The following is a 21,440-nucleotide window of genomic DNA, read 5'->3' as shown; positions in this document are numbered from 1 at the left end:
TTCCGGCACGCACGCCGTCGCAGTTTGAAGAATCCATCGTCATTCTCAGAGGAAACCCATGAGTGCAATCGTAGATATCATCGGCCGCGAGATTCTGGATTCGCGCGGCAACCCCACCGTCGAATGCGACGTGCTGCTCGAATCGGGCACGATGGGCCGCGCGGCGGTGCCGTCGGGCGCGTCCACCGGCTCGCGTGAAGCGATCGAACTGCGCGACGGCGAAGCCGGCCGCTACAACGGCAAGGGCGTGCTGAAGGCAGTCGAGCACATCAACACCGAAATCTCCGAAGCCATCATGGGCCTCGACGCGTCGGAACAGGCGTTCCTCGACAAGACGCTGCTCGAACTGGACGGCACCGACAACAAGTCGCGCCTCGGCGCGAACGCGATGCTGGCCGTGTCGATGGCCGTCGCGAAGGCTGCCGCCGAAGAGGCAGGCCTGCCGCTGTACCGCTACTTCGGCGGTTCGGGCGCGATGCAACTGCCGGTGCCGATGATGAACATCGTCAACGGCGGCGCGCACGCGAACAACAGCCTCGACATCCAGGAATTCATGATCGTCCCGGTCAGCCAGCCGACGTTCCGTGAAGCCCTGCGTTGCGGCGCGGAAGTGTTCCACGCACTGAAGAAGATCCTGAGCGACCGCGGCATGAGCACGGCAGTCGGCGACGAAGGCGGCTTCGCGCCGAACTTCGGCAGCAACGACGAGTGCCTGTCGACGATCCTGCAGGCAATCGAGAAGGCCGGCTACCGTGCGGGCGAAGACGTGCTGCTCGCGCTCGACTGCGCGGCATCCGAGTTCTACCACGACGGCAAGTACCAGCTCGCGGGCGAAGGCCTGCAACTGTCGTCGGCCGAATTCACCGACTACCTCGCGACGCTCGCCGACAAGTTCCCGATCGTGTCGATCGAGGACGGCATGCACGAAAGCGACTGGGAAGGCTGGAAGCTGCTGACCGACCGCCTCGGCAAGAAGGTGCAGCTCGTCGGCGACGACCTGTTCGTCACGAACACGCGCATCCTGAAGGAAGGCATCGAGAAGGGCATCGCGAACTCGATCCTGATCAAGATCAACCAGATTGGTACGCTGACCGAAACGTTCGCGGCGATCGAAATGGCGAAGCGCGCGGGCTATACGGCCGTGATCTCGCACCGCTCGGGCGAAACGGAAGATTCGACGATCGCGGACATCGCGGTCGGCCTGAACGCCGGTCAGATCAAGACGGGTTCGCTGTCGCGCAGCGATCGCATCTCGAAGTACAACCAGCTGCTGCGCATCGAGGAAGATCTCGGCGACATCGCGAGCTACCCGGGCAAATCGGCTTTCTATAACCTGCGCTAACGCGCTAATATCGGGTTCGTCATATCGACGCCGCTCTGTGCACGTGCGCGGAGCGGCGCTTCTTATATCTGCGTCTCTTACATGCGGCTTGTCACTGTCGTCCTGATTGCCTTGCTGGCGCTCATTCAGTACCCCCTATGGTGGGGACACGGCGGCTGGCTGCGGGTGCATGAATTGCGTCAGCAGCTCGGCGACCAGCTCCAGAAGAATGCGGACGAGAAGCTGCGCAACGAGCGGACCGCAGGCGAAGTGCAGGATCTGCAGGGCGGTACCGCGGCCATCGAGGAGCGCGCGCGCTACGAGATGGGCATGGTGAAGGACGGCGAAGTATTCGTGCAGTTCGTGTCGCCGAATGCACCGGCGGTGCCGCTGAACAACACGCCTTCGAACACGTCGACGCGCGGTGCCGTGTCCGCGGCGCCGGTGCGTGTCGTGCCGAATCCGCAGTCGATGGCGAAGCCGTCGCGGCATCATGGCGGCGACAAGGGCAAGGCCGCACATCACTGAGTGCGGCAGTTCGAACCCATTGAAAAAGCGCGGGAAATGCCGCGCTTTTTTATTTCCTGACGGTATTCAATCGGCCGGGCGACTGCTCACCACCACCAGCCCGGGTAGCCGTAGCTGATACCCGTTCCCCAGCGATTCCCCCATCCGCCGTAGTACCCGCCGTAAACCGTCACGGGCGGCGGCGAGTAATAGGCCCACGCGCGCGCGGCCGCTTCGGCCGCCAGCGCGTTGTCCTGTTCGCGCAGCACCTGCCGGTCGATCTCGTCGTAGCGCTTGCGTTCGGCGCTCGACAGCGCGGGCGGCTGGCCGCCCGACGCACCCGGTTCGGGCAGGCGGCTCAGGATCGTGGAGGACGGCGGCGGCATCGCGCAGCCGGCGAGCGCGAGCGTGCCGGCGGCAACGCTCGTCAGGACGAAGGTGCGAAACGGACGATTCATGTGTTTCTCCTGCAGCGCGCCGACGGCGGGAAGCGGCTTGCGCCGAAGGCCGAGCCTCCGGCGCCTGAGCCATGCGCGCGACGCTTGTGCGCATTATGCGCCCGTGCCCGGACAGCGGGCATCGGGCGTGACGCTCAGTGACGCTGGCCGGTCGCCGGCGCGATGCCGGTCTCGACGCCGGGTGCCGCGAACAACTGCGCGACGTCGACGGGATCGAATTCGTAGCGCTGGTTGCAGAACTCGCAGTGGATCTCGACATGGCCGCGCTCGACGATCACGCTGTCGACTTCGTCGCGGCCGAGCATGCGCAGCATCGCACCGACCTTCTCGCGCGAGCATGAGCACTGAAAGCGCGTGCCGGCCGGCTCGAAGTGCTGCACGTTCTCCTGCCAGAACAGCCGGCGGAACACGACTTCCGGTTCGACCTCGAGCAGCTCCTGCGCGGACAGCGTGCCGCCGAGCGTGCAGACGCGCTCCCACGTGTCGAGATCGGTTTCGGCGTTGCGCGGCACGATGCCGCCATCGCCCGGCAGCTTCTGCAGCAGCATGCCGACCGCACGGTCGCGATCGGCCGCGAGCCACAGCCGCGTGTCGAGCTGCTCCGAGTGGTGCATGTAGTGCTCGAGCACCTGCGACACCGATTCGAGCGGGCCGTCGAGGCCGTTCAGCGGCACGATGCCCTGGTACGGCTGCTGGCCCGGCAGCTTGTCGGCCGGGTCGAGCGTGATCACGCAGCGGCCGTGGCCGCTCGCGTTGACGAGCGATGCGAAACTCGTGTCGTCGCCGATCGTCTGTGCCGCGTCGCCGGAGAACTTCGCGGTGGCCCGCATCGTCAGATCCGAACCGCACTGGACGACCAGCATCTGGACCGGCCCGTCGCCGAAGATCTGCATGATCAGGGTGCCGTGGAATTTCAGGTTCGCGGACAGCAGCGCGCATGCGGCCATCATCTCGCCGAGCACCGTGCGCACGGGGGCAGGGTAGTCGCGGCGGGCGAGCACTTCCTGCCACGTATTGCGCAGCGAAACGATCTCGCCGCGCACGGGCGCCGCATTGAACATGAATTTCTGTAACTGGTCGCTCACTCTTCTTCCTTGAAATCGCGCGAATCACCCGATCCGCACGAGTTGCTCCTTGAAATGCGCGCGCCGCTCGACATACGTCTTCGCGTTTGCGCGCAGCCGCGCGATGTCTTCCGCCGACAACTCGCGCACGACTTTCGCCGGTGCGCCGAGAATCAGCGAATTGTCCGGGAACGTCTTGCCTTCCGTCACGACCGCGCCGGCACCAACCAGACAGTTGCGGCCGATGACCGCTCCATTCAAGACCACCGCCTGAATCCCGATCAGCGAACCTTCGCCGATCGTGCAGCCGTGCAGCATCGCCTGGTGCCCGATCGTCACGTTTGCGGCAATCGTCAGCGGAAAACCGGGGTCCGTGTGCAGTACCGCGCCTTCCTGGACATTGCTGCCCGCGCCGACGGCGATCGTCTCGTTGTCGCCGCGTATCGTCGCGCCGAACCAGACGCTCGCGTTTTCCTCGAGCACGACCTTGCCGATGATGGCCGCCGTATCGGCGACGAATACGCTTTCGTGGATCGTCGGGGCCGTATCGCCCAGCTTGTAGATCGTCACGGAGTCTCCTTGTCTCTTCGATGATGGGCGCCGGTAAAATGGCGCGTCCGGTTTGCCCGGCGCATGGCGCCGCGGAACAATCGCATATTGTAAACCGTCGCGTGCATATGCTCCCGCGATGCGCACGCAAGGTGTCCCCGTTTATGAGCATGGAGTCTTCTTCTTTCGGTCAGGCGCCCGCCTGCGTGCGCCGCGCCGCGCTCGATGCGCTGCGTGCGTCCGGGCCTGCCGCCAAGGCCGCGCAGGTGCGTGCGCTGTACGACGCGTTGCTGGCCGGGCAGGCTGCGATCGCGCCGTCGCTCGAACTGTGCGAACCGGTCGATCTGCCCGGGCGCCCGGCGCGTCCGGCGCTCGTCGAGCCGCGTCAGCTCGAGCGACGCAGCATGCGTTCGCCCGAAGGGCGCGCGGTGCTGCTGCACGCGCTCGCCCACATCGAATTCAACGCGATCAATCTGGCGCTCGACGCAGTCTGGCGCTTCGCGGGCCAGCCGGACGCGTTTTATGCGGACTGGCTGAAGGTCGCGGCCGAGGAGGCCTATCACTTCACGCTGCTGTCCGACCGGCTGGCGGCATTCGGGCATGCGTACGGCGATTTTCCCGCGCACAACGGGCTTTGGGAGATGTGCGAGCGGACCAAGGGCGATGTGCTTGCGCGCATGGCGCTCGTGCCGCGCACGCTCGAGGCCCGCGGGCTCGACGCATCGCCGCCGATCCGCGCGCGGCTCGTGCAGGCGGGCGACGATGCGTCGGCCGCGATCCTCGACGTGATCCTGCGCGACGAGGTCGGCCACGTCGCGATCGGCAACCGCTGGTTCCGGCATCTGTGCGACGAAAGCGGCCGCGATCCGGTGCCGGCCTATCGTCAACTCGCCGAGCAATACCATGCGCCGCGGCTGCGCGGCCCGTTCAACTTCGAGGCGCGTCGCGATGCCGGGTTCGAGCAGGCCGAACTCGACGAACTGGCCGCGCAGGACGCAGCGGACGGCAACGCGGCGCGTTAGCCGGATCGCGTTCGGCTGCGTATCGGTTGTCGCCGTACGCGTGCCGCCGGCCGGCCCGCTCGCCCGGCGGATGGCGTTTCCCGGCGGGACGCGCGGCCGGTCCGGCCGACTCTCGCGCCACCGCGCCGCTAGAGCGGTGCCTCGACTGCCGAGCGCCTGAACGGAAGTGTCGCCGCTATAATCGAACGACCATTCTTTTTTCTGGCGGCTGCAATGAGTGCCTCGAGTTCTGTTTCCGATTTCGTCACGGTGCGCGGCGTGAAGCTGCATGTGCGGCGCTGGGGCCGGCCCGATGCGCCGACGCTGTTCATGCTGCACGGCTGGATGGACGTCGCGGCGTCGTTCCAGTTCGTCGTCGACGCACTCGCGGGCGACTGGCAGGTGATCGCACCCGATGCGCGCGGCTTCGGGCTGTCCGACTGGCCGGTCGCACGGCAGGGCGGCGGCCACTACTGGTTTCACGAATACCTGGGCGACCTCGATGCGCTCGTCGACCACTATGCGCCGACCGGCGAAGTCAACCTGGTCGGGCACAGCATGGGCGCGAACGTCGTGTGCCTGTACGCGGGCGCGCGGCCGGAACGCGTGCGGCGCGTGGTCGATCTCGAGGGTTTCGGGCTCGCGCCCGCGCGGGCCGAGCAGGCGCCGCGCCGGCTGCGCGGCTGGCTGGACGAGCTGCGCGAGCCGCCCGCGCTGCGGCCTTACGCGTCCCTCGACGACGTGGCCGCGCGCCTGACCAAGACCAATCCGCGGCTCGACCCGCAGCGCGCCGCATTCCTCGCCGCGCACTGGTCGAAGCGCGGCGACGACGGTCTTTACCACCTGCTGGCCGACCCCGCACACAAGATGCCGGGCCCGCTGCTGTACCGGCTCGACGAGGTGATGGCGACCTGGACGCAGGTGCGCGCGAAGGTGCTGCACGTCGAGGCCGTCAATTCGCCGACGCTTGCGCACCTCGCCGGCGACATCCCGCTGCCGGAATTCAAGGCGCGTTTCAACGCGTTCCCCGACTGGCGCGAAAAGCTCGTCGAAGATGCCGGCCACATGGTGCATCACGACCAGCCCGAGCAGATCGCGGCGCTGATCGAGGCGTTCTGCGCGTAGGCGCGCGGGAGCGGCGGCGGGGCAGGCGGGCGGCGCAATTGCCGCGTTGCAGTAGAATGAAGCCTTACCTGCCATGCCTACAATGAACGCTGATCTCCACTGCCATTCGAATGTTTCCGACGGGTTGCTGTCGCCTGCCGATGTCGCGCGCCGTGCCCATGCCGGCGGCGTGACCCTGTGGGCGCTGACCGACCACGACGAGATCGGCGGCCAGGCGGCGGCGCGCAGCGAGGCGGAAGCGCTCGGCATGCGTTACCTGAGCGGCGTCGAGATTTCGGTCACGTGGGCATCGCGCACCGTGCACATCGTCGGCCTGAACATCGATCCCGCGAACCCGGCGCTCGTCGACGGCCTGTACCGCACGCGCCACGGCCGCGCGGCGCGCGCGCTGGCGATCGGCGCGCAGCTCGAGACGCTCGGCATCCCCGGCGCGTACGAAGGCGCGCTGAAGTTCGTATCGAATCCCGACCTGATCTCGCGCACGCACTTCGCGCGTTTTCTGATCGAAAGCGGCCACGCAGAATCGACGTCCGACGTGTTCGACCGCCTGCTCGGCGACGGCAAGCCCGGGTTCGTCCCGCATCGCTGGGCGACGCTGTCCGACGCGGTCGGGTGGATCCGCGCGGCGGGCGGCGAGGCCGTGGTCGCGCATCCGGGCCGTTATCGCTATACGCCCGTCGAATTCGACGCGTTCTTCGGCGAGTTCATCGATCTGGGCGGCCGCGCGATCGAGGTCGTCACGGGCAGCCACACGCCCGACCAATACCGCGAATACGCGGATGTTGCCCGCCGCTTCGGCTTCGAAGTGTCGCGCGGCTCGGATTTCCATGCGCCGGGCGAAGGCCGCGTCGAGCTCGGCGGCTTGCCGCCGCTGCCGTCCGACCTGACACCGGTCTGGGAGCGCTGGCTCTGACACCGGGCGGCTGCCCGCCGCCCGCGCCGTGACCGGCGCGCGCGCCTGATATCTCCCTCTTTACGTACTTCCATGTCCCAGTTCTTCAGGATTCATCCGGATAATCCGCAGCCGCGCCTGATCAAGCAGGCCGTGGAAATCGTCAGCAAGGGCGGCGTGATCGCGATGCCGACCGATTCGAGCTATGCGCTCGCGTGCCATCTCGACGACAAGGATGCGGTCGAGCGCGTGCGCCGGATTCGCGGCCTCGACGAGAAGCAGCATCTGTCGCTGCTCGTGCGCGACCTGTCGGAGCTCGCCAACTTCGCGATGGTCGACAACCGCCAGTACCGGCAGATCAAGTCGGTGACGCCGGGCCCGTACGTATTCATCCTGCAGGCGACGAAAGAAGTGCCGCGCCGGTTGTCGCACCCGTCGCGCAAGACGATCGGGCTGCGCGTGCCCGATCACGCGATCACGCTCGCGCTGCTGGAATCGCTCGGCCAGCCGCTGCTCGGCACGACGCTGATCCTGCCGCCGGACGACGAACCGCTCAACGATCCCGACGACATCCGTGCGCGGCTCGAGAAGCAGGTCGACCTCGTGATCGACGGCGGCGCGTGCCCGCGCGAGCCGTCGACGGTGATCGACCTGACCGGCGACGAGCCGGAACTCGTACGCGCGGGGCGCGGCGCGCTCGAACCGTTCGGACTCTCGGCCGCGTAAGCGCGCCGTTCCATTCTTGCGCGAGTGCGCTTGTTACAATAACGCGATATGGATGCTTCCCTGATACAGACCATCGCCGTCTACGCGCTGCCCGTGATCTTCGCGATCACGTTGCACGAGGCCGCGCACGGCTACGCCGCCCGCCTGCTCGGCGACAACACCGCCTACGTGATGGGGCGCGTGTCGTTCAATCCGATGCGCCACATCGATCCGATCGGCACGATCGCGATCCCGCTCGCGATGTATTTCCTGACGGGCGGCGCGTTCCTGTTCGGCTATGCGAAGCCGGTGCCGGTTTCGTTCGGCAACCTGCGCGATCCGCGCTGGGGCAGCCTGTGGGTAGCGCTCGCGGGCCCGGCCTGCAACTTCGTGCAGGCGCTGATCTGGGGCCTGCTGACCCTCGTGCTGCCCGCGGTCGGCATCGACGAGCCGTTCTTCACGCGGATGGCGTTTGCCGGCGTCAGCGCGAACCTCGTGCTCGGCGTGCTGAACCTGTTTCCGCTGCCGCCGCTCGACGGCGGCCGTATCCTGGCGGCGCTGCTGCCGCCGAAGCAATCGATCGCGCTGTCGCGCATCGAGCCGTACGGTTTCTTCATCGTCCTCGCGCTGGTCGCGACGGGCGTGCTGACGAACTTCTGGCTGCGCCCGCTCGTCAACGTCGGCTACGCCGTGCTGAGCGCCATCCTGTCTCCATTCGCCTCGCTTCTCTAACGACAATCATGTTCCCAGAACGTATTTTCTCCGGCATGCGACCCACCGGGTCGCTGCACCTCGGTCATTACCACGGCGTGCTGAAAAACTGGGTGAAACTGCAGTCCGAGTACCCGTGCTTCTTCTGCGTCGTCGACTGGCATGCGCTGACGACGCACTACGAGACTCCCGAGGTCATCGAGAAGAACGTGTGGGACGTGCTGATCGACTGGCTGGCGTCCGGCATCGATCCGGCGCAGGCGACGCTGTTCATCCAGAGCAAGGTTCCCGAGCACGCGGAGCTCGCGCTGCTGCTCGGCATGAGCACGCCGCTCGGCTGGCTCGAACGCGTGCCGACCTACAAGGAGCAGATGGAGAAGCTGAAGGACAAGGATCTGTCGACCTACGGCTTCCTCGGCTACCCGGTGCTGATGGCGGCCGACATCCTGCTGTATCGCGGTTCGCTCGTGCCGGTCGGCGAGGATCAGGTGCCGCACGTCGAGATGACGCGCGAGATCGCGCGCCGCTTCAACTACCTGTACGGTCGCGAGCCCGGTTTCGAGGAGAAGGCGCTCGACGCTGCGAAGAAGCTCGGCGGCAAGCGCGCGAAGCTCTATCACGAACTGCGCAACGCGTATCAGCAGGAAGGCGACGACGAGGCGCTCGAACAGGCGCGTGCGATGCTGCAGGAATCCCAGAGCCTTTCGATGAGCGACCGCGAGCGCCTGTTCGGCTATCTCGAAGGCGCGCGCAAGATCATCCTCGTCGAGCCGCAGGCGATGCTGACCGAAGCGTCCCGGATGCCGGGCCTCGACGGGCAGAAGATGTCCAAGTCGTACGGCAACACGATCGGCCTGCGTGAAGACGCCGAGACGATCACGAAGAAGGTCCGCACGATGCCGACCGATCCGGCGCGCGTGCGCCGCACCGATCCGGGCGACCCCGACAAGTGCCCGGTGTGGCAACTGCACCAGGTCTATACGGACGAAGCGACGCACGAGTGGGTGCAGAAGGGCTGCCGCTCGGCGGGCATCGGCTGCCTCGACTGCAAGCAGCCGGTCATCGAAGGCATCCTGCGCGAACAGCAGCCGATGCTCGAGCGCGCGCAGAAGTACATGGACGATCCGTCGCTGCTGCGCGCGATCGTCGCCGACGGTTGCGACAAGGCGCGCAAGTACGCGACGGAAACGATGCGCGACGTGCGCGACGCGATGGGCCTGTCGTACAACTGATCCGACTGCATGAGCGAATCCGTCATCGCCGCCGCGGGCGGCCACGTCGCACAGGCCGAGCCGTCGCGCTGGGTCGCGCAATGGTCGCGGCTCGTGCCGGCCGGCGGCGCGGTGCTTGACGTCGCCGCGGGCGGCGGACGCCATGCGCGCTGGTTCGCGTCGCATGGGCATCCGGTGGTCGCGCTCGACCGCGACCCGGCCGCGCTGGCCGTGTTGCGCTCGATCGCGGGCGTCGATGCCCGCGACGCCGATCTCGAAGGCGCGCCGTGGCCGCTGCCGGCCGGCGAGCGGTTTTCGGCCGTGATCGTCACCCATTATTTGCATCGCCCGCTCTGGCCCCATCTGCTCGATGCGGTGGCCCCGGGCGGCGTGCTCATCTACGAAACTTTCGCGCAAGGAAACGAAACGGTCGGCAAACCGTCCAACCCCGCGTTCCTGCTCGCCCCGGGCGAGCTGCTGGACGCCGTGCACGGCCGCCTGCGGGTGGTCGCGTACGAGGACGGTTTCGTCGCCGCGCCGCGCGAGGCGTTCGTCCAGCGTCTCTGCGCAGTGCGCGAGGGCGCGACCCCGAAGGCGGGGGCGGGAATTCCACGTTACGAACTGCCCGGCTAATCCGCTACAATCTCAACGTTTACCGGTACACAATCAATCGCGTTTCATGGCTAACGGCACCCAAGACGGCATTCAAATCCGCGGCAGCATCCCCGCGATCGTCACCCCGATGCTCGAAGACGGCAGTCTCGACCTGCCGGCGTTTCGCAAACTGATCGACTGGCACATCGCGGAAGGCACCGATGCGCTCGTCGTGGTCGGTACGAGCGGCGAGTCGGCAACGCTCAACGTCGAAGAGCACATCCTGATGATCCGCACGGCGGTCGAGCATGCGGCGAAACGCATTCCGATCATCGCGGGCGCGGGCGGCAACTCGACCGCCGAGGCGATCGAACTGACGAAGCACGCGAAGGCTGTCGGCGCGGATGCGACGCTGCAGGTCGTGCCGTACTACAACAAGCCGACGCAGGAAGGCATGTACCGTCACTTCAAGGCGATCGCCGAAGCGGTCGACCTGCCGGTGATCCTGTACAACGTGCCGGGCCGCACGGTCGCGGACATGGCGAACGAGACGATGCTGCGTCTCGCGCAGGTGCCGGGCATCATCGGCGTGAAGGAAGCGACGGGCAACATCGATCGTGCCGCGCACCTGATCAAGGCTGCGCCGAAGCACTTCGCAATTTACAGCGGCGACGATCCGACGGCGATCGCGCTGATGCTGCTCGGCGGCCACGGCAACATCTCGGTGACGGCGAACGTTGCGCCGCGCGCGATGAGCGAGCTGTGCCGCGCGGCGCTGGCCGGCGACGTGCAGACGGCCCGCGAGCTGCACATGAAGCTGCTGTCGCTGCACAAGAACCTGTTCATCGAGGCGAACCCGATTCCGGTGAAGTGGGCGCTGCAGGCGATGGGCAAGATGCAGGGCGGCATCCGGCTGCCGCTCACCGCGCTCGACGAGCGCTGCCACGATGCCGTGCGTTCGGCCCTCGTCGAGGCCGGCGTTCTCGCCTGATGCCGACGCGGCCGCGCCCTGCGGCCGCCGGCTCGACCCCTGATCAACCCGCACCGGCCGGCTCCGTCCGGCGCCGCTCCTGACGAGCGTTCAAGCAAGACGAAGGATTTCATGAAACGTTTCGCCATTTCCTCTCGCGCCATCCAGATGTCGGTGGTGGCGCTGGCGCTGGGCGCGCTCGCCGGCTGCGATACGCTGAACGACTACCTGGCCCCCGATCGGGTCAACTACAAGAACACCGGTTCGGCGCCGCCGCTCGCGGTGCCGAGCGATCTGAAGCCGGTGCCGACGACCCAGCAGTTCGTCGCGCCGCCGACCAACGCGGGGCTCGGAACGCTGCCGCCGCGGGTCACGACGCAGGCCGGCAACGCGACCGACGGTATCCCGAGCGCGCAGGATCCGCTCGGCATGCACATCGAGCGCGACGGCGATCGCCGCTGGCTCGTCGTCGATGGCCGGACGCCCGAGCAGTTGTGGCCGATCCTGAAGGAGTTCTGGCAGGAGAACGGCTTCTCGCTGAAGACCGATGCGCCGTCGACGGGCATCATGGCCACCGACTGGGCCGAGAACCGCGCGAACATTCCCGACGACTGGTTCCGCCGCACGATCGGCAAGGTCATCGATTTCGCGTACTCGTCCGGCACGCGCGACCGTTTCCGTACGCTCGTGAACCGCACGTCGGACGGCAACACCGACATCTCGATCACGCATAGCGCGATGGAAGAAATGATGGTCGGCCCGCAGGGCGGCACGTCGTCGCGCTGGGAAGAGCGTCCGCGCAACCCGGTGCTCGAAGCCGTGTTCCTGTCGAAGCTGATGCAGAAGTTCGGCCTGACCGACGCGCAGGCGAAGCAGTTGCTGACCGATGCGCGTCCCGCGACGGCGCCGGCGCAGGTCAGCGACACGAGCAGCGGCGGCGCGACGCTGCAACTGGCCGAGTCGTTCGATCGTGCCTGGCTGCGCGTGGGCCTCGCGCTCGACCGTACCAACTTCACGGTCGACAATCGCGACCGCGAGAAGGGCGTGTATACCGTGCGCTATGCGAATTCGATGGAAGAGCTCAAGCGCGACGGCCTGTTCGGCAAGCTGTTCTACGGCGGTCCCGCGGCGGCGAAGCCGGGCAAGGAATTCATGGTCAACGTGCGTGCGCAAGGCAACGGCGGCACGCAGGTCGCGGTGGTCGGCGCAAACGGCCAGGTCGACAACTCGTCGGACGCGCAGCGGATCATTTCGCTGCTGCACGCGCAGTTGAACTGAGCGCGTGCGATTCGCCAGCCTCGGAAGCGGCAGCGAAGGCAACGCGCTGGTCGTCGAGGCCTCGAGCGGCACGACGACCACCCGCGTGCTGCTCGACTGCGGCTTTTCTGCCAAGGAGGTCGAGCGCCGGCTCGGCCGACTGAATCTCGGCATCGATGATCTCGATGCGATCCTCATCACCCATGAACACAGCGACCACGTCGGCAGTGCGCTGACGCTTGCCCGGCGCGCGTCGCTGCCGCTCTACATGAGCTGGGGCACCGCGCGCGCGGTAGGCGCGGACGAGGCCGATGTCGATCTCCACGTGCTGTGGGGCGACGAGACGGCCTCGATAGGCGATCTGGCCGTGATGCCCTATACGGTCCCTCACGATGCGCGGGAACCGCTCCAGTTCGTCTTTATGGACGGCTGCCGCCGGCTCGGCGTGCTGACGGACGTCGGGATGGCCACGCCGCACATTACGGCCGTCCTGAGCGGCTGTGACGCGCTGGTGCTCGAATCCAACCACGACACCGCGATGCTGGCCGCGAGCCGCTATCCGCAATCGCTGAAGGCGCGGATCGGCGGCAACCACGGTCACCTGAGCAATGACGCGGCGGCCGACATTCTCGCGTCGCTTGAGCGCAGCCGCCTCCAGCACCTGGTCGCGGCGCATCTGAGCCAGCAGAACAACCTGCCGGAACTGGCCCGCCAGGCGTTTGCCGGCGTGCTGGGGACGAGCGGGGATGAGGTGGTCGTGGCCACGCAGGACGCGGGGTTCGACTGGCTGATGCTCGGCTGAGCGGGGCAGGGCCGCTGCGGCGGCCCGGTGCGACTGCCGGGCGATCGATCCGGAAACCGCAGACGTAAAAAAACCGGCCCTCGGGCCGGTTTTTTTTCAGCTGATGCTGAGGCTTACTGGCTTGCGCCCGAAGCCGGAGCAGCCGTCGCTGCCGAAGCAGCCGACGCCACTGCAGCAGCAGCGTCGCTCGCAGCAGCCGTTGCCGACGAAGCAGCGGCAGCAGCGTCGCTCGCTGCACCAGCAACTGCCGAAGCAGCCGTCGAAGCAGCAGCAGCCGCGTCGCTTGCAGCCGACGAAGCAGCTTGATCAGCGCTCTTGTTGCAAGCAGCCAGTGCAACAGCAGCCAACAGGGAAGCTACGAGGAGGGATTTCTTCATGATCACGTCCTTTTATGGTTAAAGGTAAGCAACAGCGCGAAACAATACCGGTAATGTGCTCCAACACCGACCTGGGCCGCTGGTGGAGATGCACTTCTAGAGCGTGAATCTTCCCTACGGCTTGGGCGGAAATTATATGCACTTTCCTATCGACCGTCGACAAATGCGGGGTCAATACGTTGTCTTTCCCATACAGAATTTGATCTGTACGGGCATACGGGGCGACTCACACTAATTCCGGTCTCCGACCCGTATCCAGCCCGCACGATACCACTCGTGCAATAAAGCTGTCATCGAGGGAGCCCGGGATAGTGTTACAAACCGTTTCGCCTCCATCTGGCGTTGATTGGCCAGTTCGGGCAGCCATTCGCCGGCTTGCTCGAGCGGTCCTTCCTCGCCATTAATGAAGTACGAGCGCGCGTTATACATCAATGCGGCCCTTCTGTCGAGCGACACACCTCGGCGCGACGCTTGCGCGATGAACGCGGCTTCCGACAGCGGACGCGCCGGCGGGTCGAATACGACGTTCGGCTTGGGCTCGCTCAGGTAGCAGCCGAGGAATTCGGCGACGTCGCGCTTGCGCCAGCGGATGGCGTCGACGATCTCGGCGACGCGCTCGACCATCGCCGGAGGCAGTTGCGCGGGCGTATCGACGGCCGGCTGCTTCGGATCGCGGTAGAGATCGTCGCCGCCCCCGTCGCGCAGGCCGCCGCGCTCCGCGAGGTAGTACAGGAACTGGGCGCCCAGTTCGCCCGCGGACGGGGCCCGGAAGCCGATCGAGCAGGTCATGCATTCGCCTTCGGCGACGCCGTCGTGCGCGATGTGCGGCGGCAGGTACAGCATGTCGCCGGGCTCCAGCACCCATTCGTCGCTCGGCTCGAAGTTTTCGAGGATCTTCAGCGGCACGTCCGGCTGCAGCGACAGGTCCTTCTGCGCACCGACGCGCCAGCGGCGCCGGCCTTCGACTTGCAGCAGGAATACGTCATACGAATCGAAGTGCGGGCCGACGCCGCCGCCGTCGGTCGCATACGAGATCATCAGGTCGTCCAGCCGCGCGTCGGGGACGAAGCGGAAGCGGTCGAGCAGCGCGCGCGCCGCGTCGACGTGCAGGTCGAGCCCCTGCACGAGCAGGGTCCAGGACTTGCGCGTGGCGGCCGGCAGCGAGCCGGGCTCGAACGGGCCGTGCGACAGTTGCCACTTGTTACGAAAATGGGTGATCAGTCGCGATTCCGCGTCATAGTCGGATGCGAGCTCGAACAGCGCATCGCGCGTGACGGGCGACGCAACGCCGGGGATCGCCTGGCGGATCAGGAGCGGCTTTTTCTGCCAGTAATCGCGCATGAATTGCGCGGGCGTGAGACCGCCGAGCAGCGGTGTGGGAAGATCGGAAGGCGGCGCGCCGAGCGGGGCGGCAGCGGCATCCCGCGGTTCGGCTTGAGACCGGTTGCGCATCGTATAATGAGACTTGTATTTGGGAGAATTGGATGAAAATCGCAAAAAACACCGTCGTGTCGGTCACTTACAAGCTGTCGGATGCACAGGGCAATCTGATCGAGGAAAGCGACGAGCCGATGGTCTATCTGCACGGCGGCTATGATGGCACGTTCCCCAAGATCGAGGAACAGCTCGACGGGCAGGAGCCGGGTTACCAGGCGCAGATTCAGCTCGAGCCGCAGGACGCGTTCGGCGACTACGATCCCGAACTCGTGAAGATCGAGCCGCGCGATCGTTTCCCCGAGCCGCTCGAAGTCGGCATGCAGTTCGAAGGCACGCCGGAAGACGGCGACGAGGAAGTCGATTCGCTGATCTATACGGTCACCGACGTCGCCGAAGACAAGGTCGTGCTCGACGGCAATCACCCGCTGGCAGGCATGGCGCTGCGTTTCGCACTCACGGTGAAGGACGTTCGCGAAGCAACCGAAGACGAAATCGAGCACGAGCACGCGCATGGCGCGGAAGGGCTCGAGATCGTCGACGAGGACGAAGACGAAGACGGCGAAGCGCCGTCAGGGCGCACCCTGCACTGAGCTCGCAGGCAGGCCGGGCGCCGGCCCCGATGCAGGGGGCGGTGCCGGCCACGACGCGCCGCCTGGTGCGGCGCCGTCACCCTGCAGCGGCGGCGCGACCGACGACGAGTCGGGCAGCGCCGGCAACGCGGGGATTTCCGGCATCTGCGGCAGCGGGACATCGTCGTGCGGTACGAGCGGCAGCGCGGGCGGCACCGGCAGGTTCTTCGGCACCTCCTGCAGGCTCACGTTGAAGATCGTCTGCCGTGCCGGCGATACGCTCACCTTGACCCACTGATTCACCGGATGGCGCGGTCCGATCGCGACACGCGTCACGTTTCCTACCAGTTCGCCATCGTCGGCCCGCAGCGGGCGATCGATCAGAAAGCCGTTGGCAAGCGGTTCGCCGCTCGCGTGCATCACCAGTATCGGGCCGCGGAACGTCGCCGCCGCCTTCACCAGCGTTCGTTTCAACTCACGAAAGCCGTCACGCACGCGCGGCCGGTTGAAACGCAGCCATGCGAACCGTTCCGAGCGTTCATGGCGTTCGAATTGCGGATCGCCTTCGAAAATCACCACCATTGCACGCGCGTCGCGCCGCTTCGCGTATTCGGCCGCGTGGTCGATCCAGAACCCGTTCGCGATCACGCGATCCTCGAATTCGCCGTTGCGGCCGCCGGCCGTCAGGAAGTGGTTGTTCGGCGCTGGCGCGTTGAGCGCGACATAGACGATGTCGTCGCGCATCCAGCGTGCGTTTTCGCGATACGGCCGGAACCGGGCGATTTCGCTTTCCCGCGTGATCTGCAGTGCGCCGGGGTCCGGCAGCGCCGAATCGGCGAGCAGCGTCTGCCGCAGGAAGTCGAGCCGTTCGACCGGATCGTAGCCGCCGCCGGCCACGGTGTTGCACGTCACCCAGTCATCGTGGCCGGGGATGAATACGAGCGGCACGCGCGCGGCGTCCAGGATCGCGCCGCGCTGCGAATACAGCGCATCGCGGCACGCTTCCTTCGAGCCCTTGAGATCGCCCGCATAGACGACGAAGGCCAGGTTGCGCTCGCGCGCGATCGAATCGAGCAGTCGCTGGGTCGCCGGTTCGTCCGCCGGTACGTTGATGACGCCCGACACGACTGCGAACGAGTAGGGCGCGGTGGCACGCTTCGGCGGCGCTGCCAGCGCGCCTGCCTGCGCGAGCGCGAGCACCGCCGCGCCGAGCGCGACGGCGGCGCGCGCCGGCAGGCGCCGCGGGATGCGCTTACGCGTGCCCGTCGGCATCGTGCGACCGGACCAGCGTGCGCAGTTCGTACAACAGGTCGAGCGCTTCGCGCGGCTTGAGATCGTCGGGATCGATGTCGCGCAGCTTCTCGAGCGCCGGATGCGGCGTGTCGGGCAGCGCAGGCGCGTCCGCGCATTCGAGATCGTCGGCGACCACCGGCTGCGCGCTGAACAGGTCGAGTTGCGGCGTGTGCTGTACCGCCGACTGCTGTTCGAGATAGGCGAGGTGCTTGCGTGCGGCGCGGATCACGGGCGCCGGGACGCCCGCGAGCTGCGCGACCTGCAGGCCGTAGCTCTGGTTCGCCGGGCCTTCGTTGACCGCGTGCAGGAACACGATGCCATGGCCGTGCTCGACGGCCGACAGGTGGACGTTGGCCGCTTGCGGGAATTCGGCCGGCAGTTGCGTCAGCTCGAAGTAGTGCGTCGCGAACAGCGTGTAGCAGGCGTTGTGCGCCAGCAGGTGGCGCGCGATGGCCCACGCGAGCGCGAGGCCGTCGAACGTCGACGTGCCGCGGCCGATCTCGTCCATCAGCACGAGGCTTTGCGGGGTCGCGTCGTTGAGGATCGCCGCGGCCTCGGTCATCTCGACCATGAACGTCGAGCGGCCGCCCGCGAGATCGTCGGCCGCGCCAATGCGCGTGAAGATCCGGTCGATCGGACCGAAGCATGCCGACTTCGCCGGCACGTAGCTGCCGACGTAAGCCATCAGCGCGATCAGCGCGGTCTGCCGCATGAACGTCGACTTACCGCCCATGTTCGGACCGGTGATCAGCAGCAGCTTGCGCTCGGTGCCGAACCGGCAGTCGTTCGCGATGAACTGCTCGACCTGCGCTTCGACGACCGGGTGGCGGCCCTGTTCGATTTCGATGCCGATCTCGTCGGTGAAGGTCGGTGCGACCCAGTCGAGCGCGCGCGCGCGTTCGGCGAAGGCGGCGAGCAGGTCGAGTTCGGCGAGTGCAGACGCGACGCGCTGGCACTCGGGGATGAACGGCAGCAGCGCCTGCAGCACCGTGTCGTACAGCGCGCGCTCACGCGCCAGCGCGCGTTCCTGAGCGGACAGCGCCTTGTCCTCGAAAGTCTTCAGCTCGGGCGTGATGTAGCGCTCGGCGTTCTTCAGCGTCTGGCGGCGCCGGTAGTCGTCGGGCACCTTGTCGGTCTGGCCGCGCGTGACCTCGATGTAGAAGCCGTGCACCTTGTTGTATTCGACGCGCAGGTTCGCGATGCCGGTGCGCGTGCGTTCGCGCGCTTCGAGATCGATCAGGAACTGCCCGCAGTTCTCCGAGATGTCGCGCAACTCGTCGAGCTCGGCGTCGTAGCCGCGCGCGATCACGCCGCCGTCGCGCACCATGGCGGCCGGCTCGGGCGCAATCGCGCTCGTCAGCAGGTCGAGGCATTCGGCGGGCGGCGCGAGTGCTGCGTCGACACGGGTGAGCGCGTCCGCATTCGCGACGATCGCGCTGATGCGCTCGCGCAGCGCCGGCAACGCGGCGAACGTATCGCGCAGGCTCGACAGGTCGCGCGGGCGCGCGGACAGCAGCGCGAGACGCCCGGTGATCCGCTCGACGTCGGCGATCTGGCGCAGTGCGCTGCGCAGCGCATCGAGGCTGGCATTCGCGGGCGCATCGAGCAGCGCGCCGATCGCCTGCTGACGCGACTGCGCGGCGACCGACGCACGCGGCGGGTGATGCAGCCAGTGACGCAGCAGGCGGCTGCCCATCGTCGTGCAGCAGGTGTCGAGCAGCGAGTACAGCGTCGGCGACTCGGTGCCGCGCAGCGTCTCGGTCAGTTCGAGGTTGCGGCGCGTGGCCGGATCGAGCCCGATGTATTCGGTTTCGTTCTCGACCTTCAGGCTGCGCACGTGCCGCAGTTGCTGGCCTTGCGTGGCCGCTGCGTAGAGCAGCAGCGCGCCCGCGGCGCCGCAGGCGCTCGTCAACGAATGCGCACCGAAACCGTCGAGACTCGCGACATCGAGCTGGTCGCACAGGCGTTGCGTGCCCGATGCGATGTCGAAGTGCCACGCAGGCACGCGCTTGGTTGCGCCCGTGCCTGCCGGTACGGCGTCGGTTGCGCCGTCCGCCGTCAGGATTTCGGCCGGCCGGATGCGCTCGAGCGCGGCGCCGAGCTGCTCGGGTTCGATTTCGGCGAGCCGCAGCGCACCACTTGCGAGGTTGAGCCACGCGAGGCCGATGTTGACCGCGACGCCGCGCTTGTTGTGGCCGGTGCACATCGCGAGCAGGTAGACGTCGTTCTTGTCGGACAGCAGCGCGGCATCGGTCAGCGTGCCGGGCGTGACGACGCGCACGACCTTGCGCTCGACGGGGCCTTTCGACGTGGCCGGATCGCCGATCTGCTCGCAGATCGCGACCGATTCGCCCATTTTCACGAGCTTCGCCAGATACTGCTCGACCGCGTGATGCGGCACGCCGGCCATCTTGATCGGCGTGCCGGCTGTGGCGCCGCGCTGCGTGAGGGTCAGGTCGAGCAGGCGCGAGGCCTTTTCCGCATCTTCGAAAAACAGCTCGTAGAAGTCGCCCATCCGGTAGAACACGAGCGTGTCGGGATGGTCGGCCTTGATGCGCAGGTACTGCTGCATCATCGGGGTGTGGCCAGCAAAGGCTTCGGGCGACAGCGTGGTCATAGGTCAGGCATCAGGTTGTTGCTTTGGTTGCCCGAGTTTACCAGTGGCTTCTGCATGCACGCGCGAAGTTCGCCGTTCGGCCAGGTGCCGGAGATCGCGGCCGGCGGCTGCCGGCCCCATCCGATGCGTCCGCCGCGCACTCGGGCGGACCTGCGAAAGCCGGCGTCACCCGGCTCACGGCGCTTCGCGCGCCGATCCTGTCCGAACGTCAGGACGCGTTAGCCGACGTCATGCTGAGCGCCACCGCTTGCGCGACTTCGATGCCGTCGATGGCCGCCGAATAGATGCCGCCCGCATATCCGGCGCCTTCGCCGGCCGGATACAGGCCTTCGACGTTCATGCTCTGGTAGTCGTCCTTGCGTCGAATCCGGATCGGTGACGACGTGCGCGTCTCCACGCCGGTAAGCACCGCGTCGTGCATCGCGAAGCCCGCGATCTTCTTGTCGATCTGCGGCAATGCTTCGCGGATCGCTTCGATCACGTAGTCCGGCAGCGCGGTGCTGAGATCGGTCGGATTCACGCCCGGCTTGTACGACGGCTCCACGGAGCCGAGTGACGTCGACGGCCGGCCCGCGATGAAGTCGCCGACCAGCTGGCCCGGCGCGCGGTAATCGCCGCCGCCGAGTTCGAACGCGCGCTCTTCCCATTTGCGCTGGAACGCGATGCCCGCCAGCGGGCCGCCGGGATAGTCGTCCGGCGTGATGCCGACGACGATGCCCGCATTCGCGTTGCGCTCGGCACGGGAATACTGGCTCATGCCGTTGGTGACCACGCGGCCCGGCTCCGAGGTCGCTGCGACGACCGTGCCGCCGGGACACATGCAGAAGCTGTAGACGGCCCGTCCATTGCTGCAGTGGTGAACCACCTTGTAGTCGGCCGCGCCGAGCTGCTTGTGGCCCGCAAACTTGCCGAAGCGGCTGCGATCGATCAGCCCCTGCGGATGTTCGATGCGGAAACCCAGCGAAAACGGCTTGGCTTCGATATATACGCCGCGATCGTGCAGCATCTGGAAGGTATCGCGCGCGCTGTGGCCCACGGCCAGCACCACGTGGTCGCAGCGGAGCGTTTCGCCGTTCGACAGCGTCAGCGAGCGCACCTTGCCCTGATCGATTTCGATGTCGTCGACGCGGGTTTCGAAGCGCACTTCACCACCCAGTTCATGGATGGATGCGCGCATTTTTTCCACCATGCTGACGAGCCGGAACGTGCCGATGTGCGGCCGGCTCAGATACAGGATGTCTTCCGGTGCGCCCGCCTTGACGAATTCGTCGAGCACCTTGCGGCCATAGTGGTTGGGATCCTTGATCTGGCTGTACAGCTTGCCGTCGGAGAACGTCCCGGCGCCGCCTTCGCCGAACTGCACGTTGGATTCGGGGTTGAGCACGCTCTTGCGCCACAGGCCGAAGGTGTCCTTGGTGCGCTCGCGCACGGCCTTGCCGCGTTCGAGGATGATGGGGCGGAATCCCATCTGCGCGAGGATCAGTCCTGCGAACAGGCCGCACGGCCCCATGCCGATCACGACCGGGCGCAGGAAATCGGCGTGCTCCGGGGCCTTTGCGACGAAGTGGTACGCCATGTCGGGCGTCACGCCGCAATGCGGCTTGCCGGCGAGTTGCTTCAGCGCGGCGGCTTCGTCCTTGACTTCGACGTCGACGATATACGTCAGCTTGATGTCGGAGCGCTTGCGTGCATCGTGCGCGCGGCGGAACACGGTGTAACGGAGGAGCCCGTCTGCCGCCACCCCGAGTTCCGCGAGACGTGCGCGAATCGCGGCTTCGAGCGCGCTTTCGGGATGGTCGAGGGGGAGTTTAACTTCGCTTAGCCGTAACATGGGTACTCGGATGCGGTTGCCACGGAGCCGTGGCGGTGTTGAGACGGGCGGGGGCCGGCATGCGGGTGGCGGCGTCGTTCGCTACGCGGGTTTCCCGGATGCAAACCGTTCATCGCTGGATCAAGCTGTAAAAGGGGCGGCACACCGAC

At 66.9% G+C, this 21,440-nt stretch carries 22 protein-coding genes; 13 read left to right on the top strand and 9 right to left on the bottom strand.

Annotated elements, in window-relative coordinates; genetic code table 11:
• The first annotated feature begins 58 nt into the window (after positions 1 to 58).
• Positions 59 to 1,342 carry a phosphopyruvate hydratase gene (gene eno, locus LXM88_RS16210; RefSeq protein WP_011352544.1) on the top strand — a complete coding sequence of 428 codons (1,284 nt, stop codon included), beginning with the start codon at positions 59 to 61 and terminating at the stop codon, positions 1,340 to 1,342.
• Between the two features lie 81 nt (positions 1,343 to 1,423).
• Positions 1,424 to 1,849: a cell division protein FtsB gene (gene ftsB, locus LXM88_RS16205; protein ID WP_262533902.1), complete on the top strand. Its 426-nt coding sequence runs from the start codon at positions 1,424 to 1,426 to the stop codon at positions 1,847 to 1,849.
• Positions 1,850 to 1,935: 86 nt separating this feature from the next.
• Here the strand turns inward: ftsB and LXM88_RS16200 are convergent, their stop codons facing one another.
• The 3 genes from LXM88_RS16200 to LXM88_RS16190 form a co-directional block, all read right to left on the bottom strand.
• The gene (locus tag LXM88_RS16200) at positions 1,936 to 2,286 is read right to left on the bottom strand and encodes a hypothetical protein (RefSeq protein ID WP_262533901.1); all 351 of its coding nucleotides are present in this window, start codon (positions 2,284 to 2,286) and stop codon (positions 1,936 to 1,938) included.
• A gap of 134 nt (positions 2,287 to 2,420) precedes the next feature.
• Complete coding sequence (gene hslO, locus LXM88_RS16195; RefSeq protein ID WP_262533899.1) at positions 2,421 to 3,371, bottom strand: Hsp33 family molecular chaperone HslO; 951 nt, start codon at positions 3,369 to 3,371, stop codon at positions 2,421 to 2,423.
• 24 nt (positions 3,372 to 3,395) lie between these two features.
• The gene (locus tag LXM88_RS16190; protein ID WP_096471268.1) at positions 3,396 to 3,920 is read right to left on the bottom strand and encodes a gamma carbonic anhydrase family protein; all 525 of its coding nucleotides are present in this window, start codon (positions 3,918 to 3,920) and stop codon (positions 3,396 to 3,398) included.
• Positions 3,921 to 4,063: 143 nt separating this feature from the next.
• Between LXM88_RS16190 and LXM88_RS16185 the strand changes: the two genes are divergently transcribed.
• The 10 genes from LXM88_RS16185 (at position 4,064) to LXM88_RS16140 (ending at position 13,167) form a co-directional block, all read left to right on the top strand.
• Positions 4,064 to 4,921 carry a ferritin-like domain-containing protein gene (locus tag LXM88_RS16185; protein WP_262533896.1) on the top strand — a complete coding sequence of 286 codons (858 nt, stop codon included), beginning with the start codon at positions 4,064 to 4,066 and terminating at the stop codon, positions 4,919 to 4,921.
• A 213-nt stretch (positions 4,922 to 5,134) separates the two neighbouring features.
• The gene (locus tag LXM88_RS16180) at positions 5,135 to 6,025 is read left to right on the top strand and encodes an alpha/beta fold hydrolase (protein WP_262533893.1); all 891 of its coding nucleotides are present in this window, start codon (positions 5,135 to 5,137) and stop codon (positions 6,023 to 6,025) included.
• Positions 6,026 to 6,107: 82 nt separating this feature from the next.
• Positions 6,108 to 6,938 carry a 3',5'-nucleoside bisphosphate phosphatase gene (locus tag LXM88_RS16175; RefSeq protein WP_262533890.1) on the top strand — a complete coding sequence of 277 codons (831 nt, stop codon included), beginning with the start codon at positions 6,108 to 6,110 and terminating at the stop codon, positions 6,936 to 6,938.
• Between the two features lie 72 nt (positions 6,939 to 7,010).
• The gene (locus tag LXM88_RS16170) at positions 7,011 to 7,643 is read left to right on the top strand and encodes an L-threonylcarbamoyladenylate synthase (RefSeq protein WP_129512480.1); all 633 of its coding nucleotides are present in this window, start codon (positions 7,011 to 7,013) and stop codon (positions 7,641 to 7,643) included.
• A gap of 48 nt (positions 7,644 to 7,691) precedes the next feature.
• Positions 7,692 to 8,354, top strand: a complete 663-nt coding sequence (locus LXM88_RS16165; protein ID WP_262533885.1) for a site-2 protease family protein — start codon at positions 7,692 to 7,694, stop codon at positions 8,352 to 8,354.
• Positions 8,355 to 8,362: 8 nt separating this feature from the next.
• The gene (locus LXM88_RS16160; RefSeq protein WP_262533882.1) at positions 8,363 to 9,565 is read left to right on the top strand and encodes a tryptophan--tRNA ligase; all 1,203 of its coding nucleotides are present in this window, start codon (positions 8,363 to 8,365) and stop codon (positions 9,563 to 9,565) included.
• A gap of 9 nt (positions 9,566 to 9,574) precedes the next feature.
• The gene (locus LXM88_RS16155; RefSeq protein WP_262533879.1) at positions 9,575 to 10,177 is read left to right on the top strand and encodes a class I SAM-dependent methyltransferase; all 603 of its coding nucleotides are present in this window, start codon (positions 9,575 to 9,577) and stop codon (positions 10,175 to 10,177) included.
• A 46-nt stretch (positions 10,178 to 10,223) separates the two neighbouring features.
• Positions 10,224 to 11,129 (top strand): 4-hydroxy-tetrahydrodipicolinate synthase, encoded by a 906-nt coding sequence (gene dapA / locus LXM88_RS16150; RefSeq protein ID WP_174380465.1) that lies wholly within the window; start codon positions 10,224 to 10,226, stop codon positions 11,127 to 11,129.
• A 111-nt stretch (positions 11,130 to 11,240) separates the two neighbouring features.
• Positions 11,241 to 12,386, top strand: coding sequence for an outer membrane protein assembly factor BamC (bamC, locus tag LXM88_RS16145; RefSeq protein WP_262533875.1), 1,146 nt, complete (start codon positions 11,241 to 11,243; stop codon positions 12,384 to 12,386).
• Between the two features lie 4 nt (positions 12,387 to 12,390).
• Complete coding sequence (locus LXM88_RS16140; protein ID WP_262533872.1) at positions 12,391 to 13,167, top strand: MBL fold metallo-hydrolase; 777 nt, start codon at positions 12,391 to 12,393, stop codon at positions 13,165 to 13,167.
• A gap of 113 nt (positions 13,168 to 13,280) precedes the next feature.
• On the opposite strand, the gene LXM88_RS16135 is transcribed toward LXM88_RS16140, so the two are convergent.
• Genes LXM88_RS16135 through LXM88_RS16130 form a run of 3 tightly spaced genes read right to left on the bottom strand, consistent with a single transcriptional unit; the run spans position 13,281 to position 14,996 of the window.
• Positions 13,281 to 13,544, bottom strand: coding sequence for a hypothetical protein (locus tag LXM88_RS16135; RefSeq protein WP_034195863.1), 264 nt, complete (start codon positions 13,542 to 13,544; stop codon positions 13,281 to 13,283).
• Positions 13,474 to 13,719 (bottom strand): hypothetical protein, encoded by a 246-nt coding sequence (locus LXM88_RS37110; protein WP_075122947.1) that lies wholly within the window; start codon positions 13,717 to 13,719, stop codon positions 13,474 to 13,476. The genes LXM88_RS16135 and LXM88_RS37110 overlap by 71 nt, the downstream gene beginning before the upstream one ends.
• A gap of 56 nt (positions 13,720 to 13,775) precedes the next feature.
• Positions 13,776 to 14,996 carry a cupin domain-containing protein gene (locus tag LXM88_RS16130; protein WP_262533870.1) on the bottom strand — a complete coding sequence of 407 codons (1,221 nt, stop codon included), beginning with the start codon at positions 14,994 to 14,996 and terminating at the stop codon, positions 13,776 to 13,778.
• A 32-nt stretch (positions 14,997 to 15,028) separates the two neighbouring features.
• Between LXM88_RS16130 and LXM88_RS16125 the strand changes: the two genes are divergently transcribed.
• Entirely contained in the window at positions 15,029 to 15,571 is a 543-nt protein-coding gene (locus LXM88_RS16125; protein ID WP_047898466.1) for an FKBP-type peptidyl-prolyl cis-trans isomerase, read from the top strand.
• Here LXM88_RS16125 and LXM88_RS16120 read toward each other — a convergent pair.
• The 3 genes from LXM88_RS16120 to LXM88_RS16110 form a co-directional block, all read right to left on the bottom strand.
• Entirely contained in the window at positions 15,551 to 16,822 is a 1,272-nt protein-coding gene (locus LXM88_RS16120) for a hypothetical protein (RefSeq protein ID WP_262533867.1), read from the bottom strand. The genes LXM88_RS16125 and LXM88_RS16120 overlap by 21 nt on opposite strands.
• A complete protein-coding gene (gene mutS / locus LXM88_RS16115; protein WP_262533865.1) occupies positions 16,803 to 19,460 on the bottom strand; it encodes a DNA mismatch repair protein MutS in 2,658 nt (885 codons plus the stop codon). Before mutS ends, LXM88_RS16120 begins: the two co-directional genes overlap by 20 nt.
• 208 nt (positions 19,461 to 19,668) lie before the next feature.
• Positions 19,669 to 21,291, bottom strand: a complete 1,623-nt coding sequence (locus tag LXM88_RS16110) for an NAD(P)/FAD-dependent oxidoreductase (RefSeq protein ID WP_262533862.1) — start codon at positions 21,289 to 21,291, stop codon at positions 19,669 to 19,671.
• Between the last annotated feature and the right edge of the window lie 149 nt (positions 21,292 to 21,440).

The sequence above is a fragment of the Burkholderia sp. S-53 genome (assembly GCF_025560745.1).
In the GTDB taxonomy this organism is placed as follows: domain Bacteria; phylum Pseudomonadota; class Gammaproteobacteria; order Burkholderiales; family Burkholderiaceae; genus Burkholderia; species Burkholderia pyrrocinia.
Note: the sequence above shows the minus strand (reverse complement) of the source record. Positions and strands in the feature narration are given on the sequence as shown.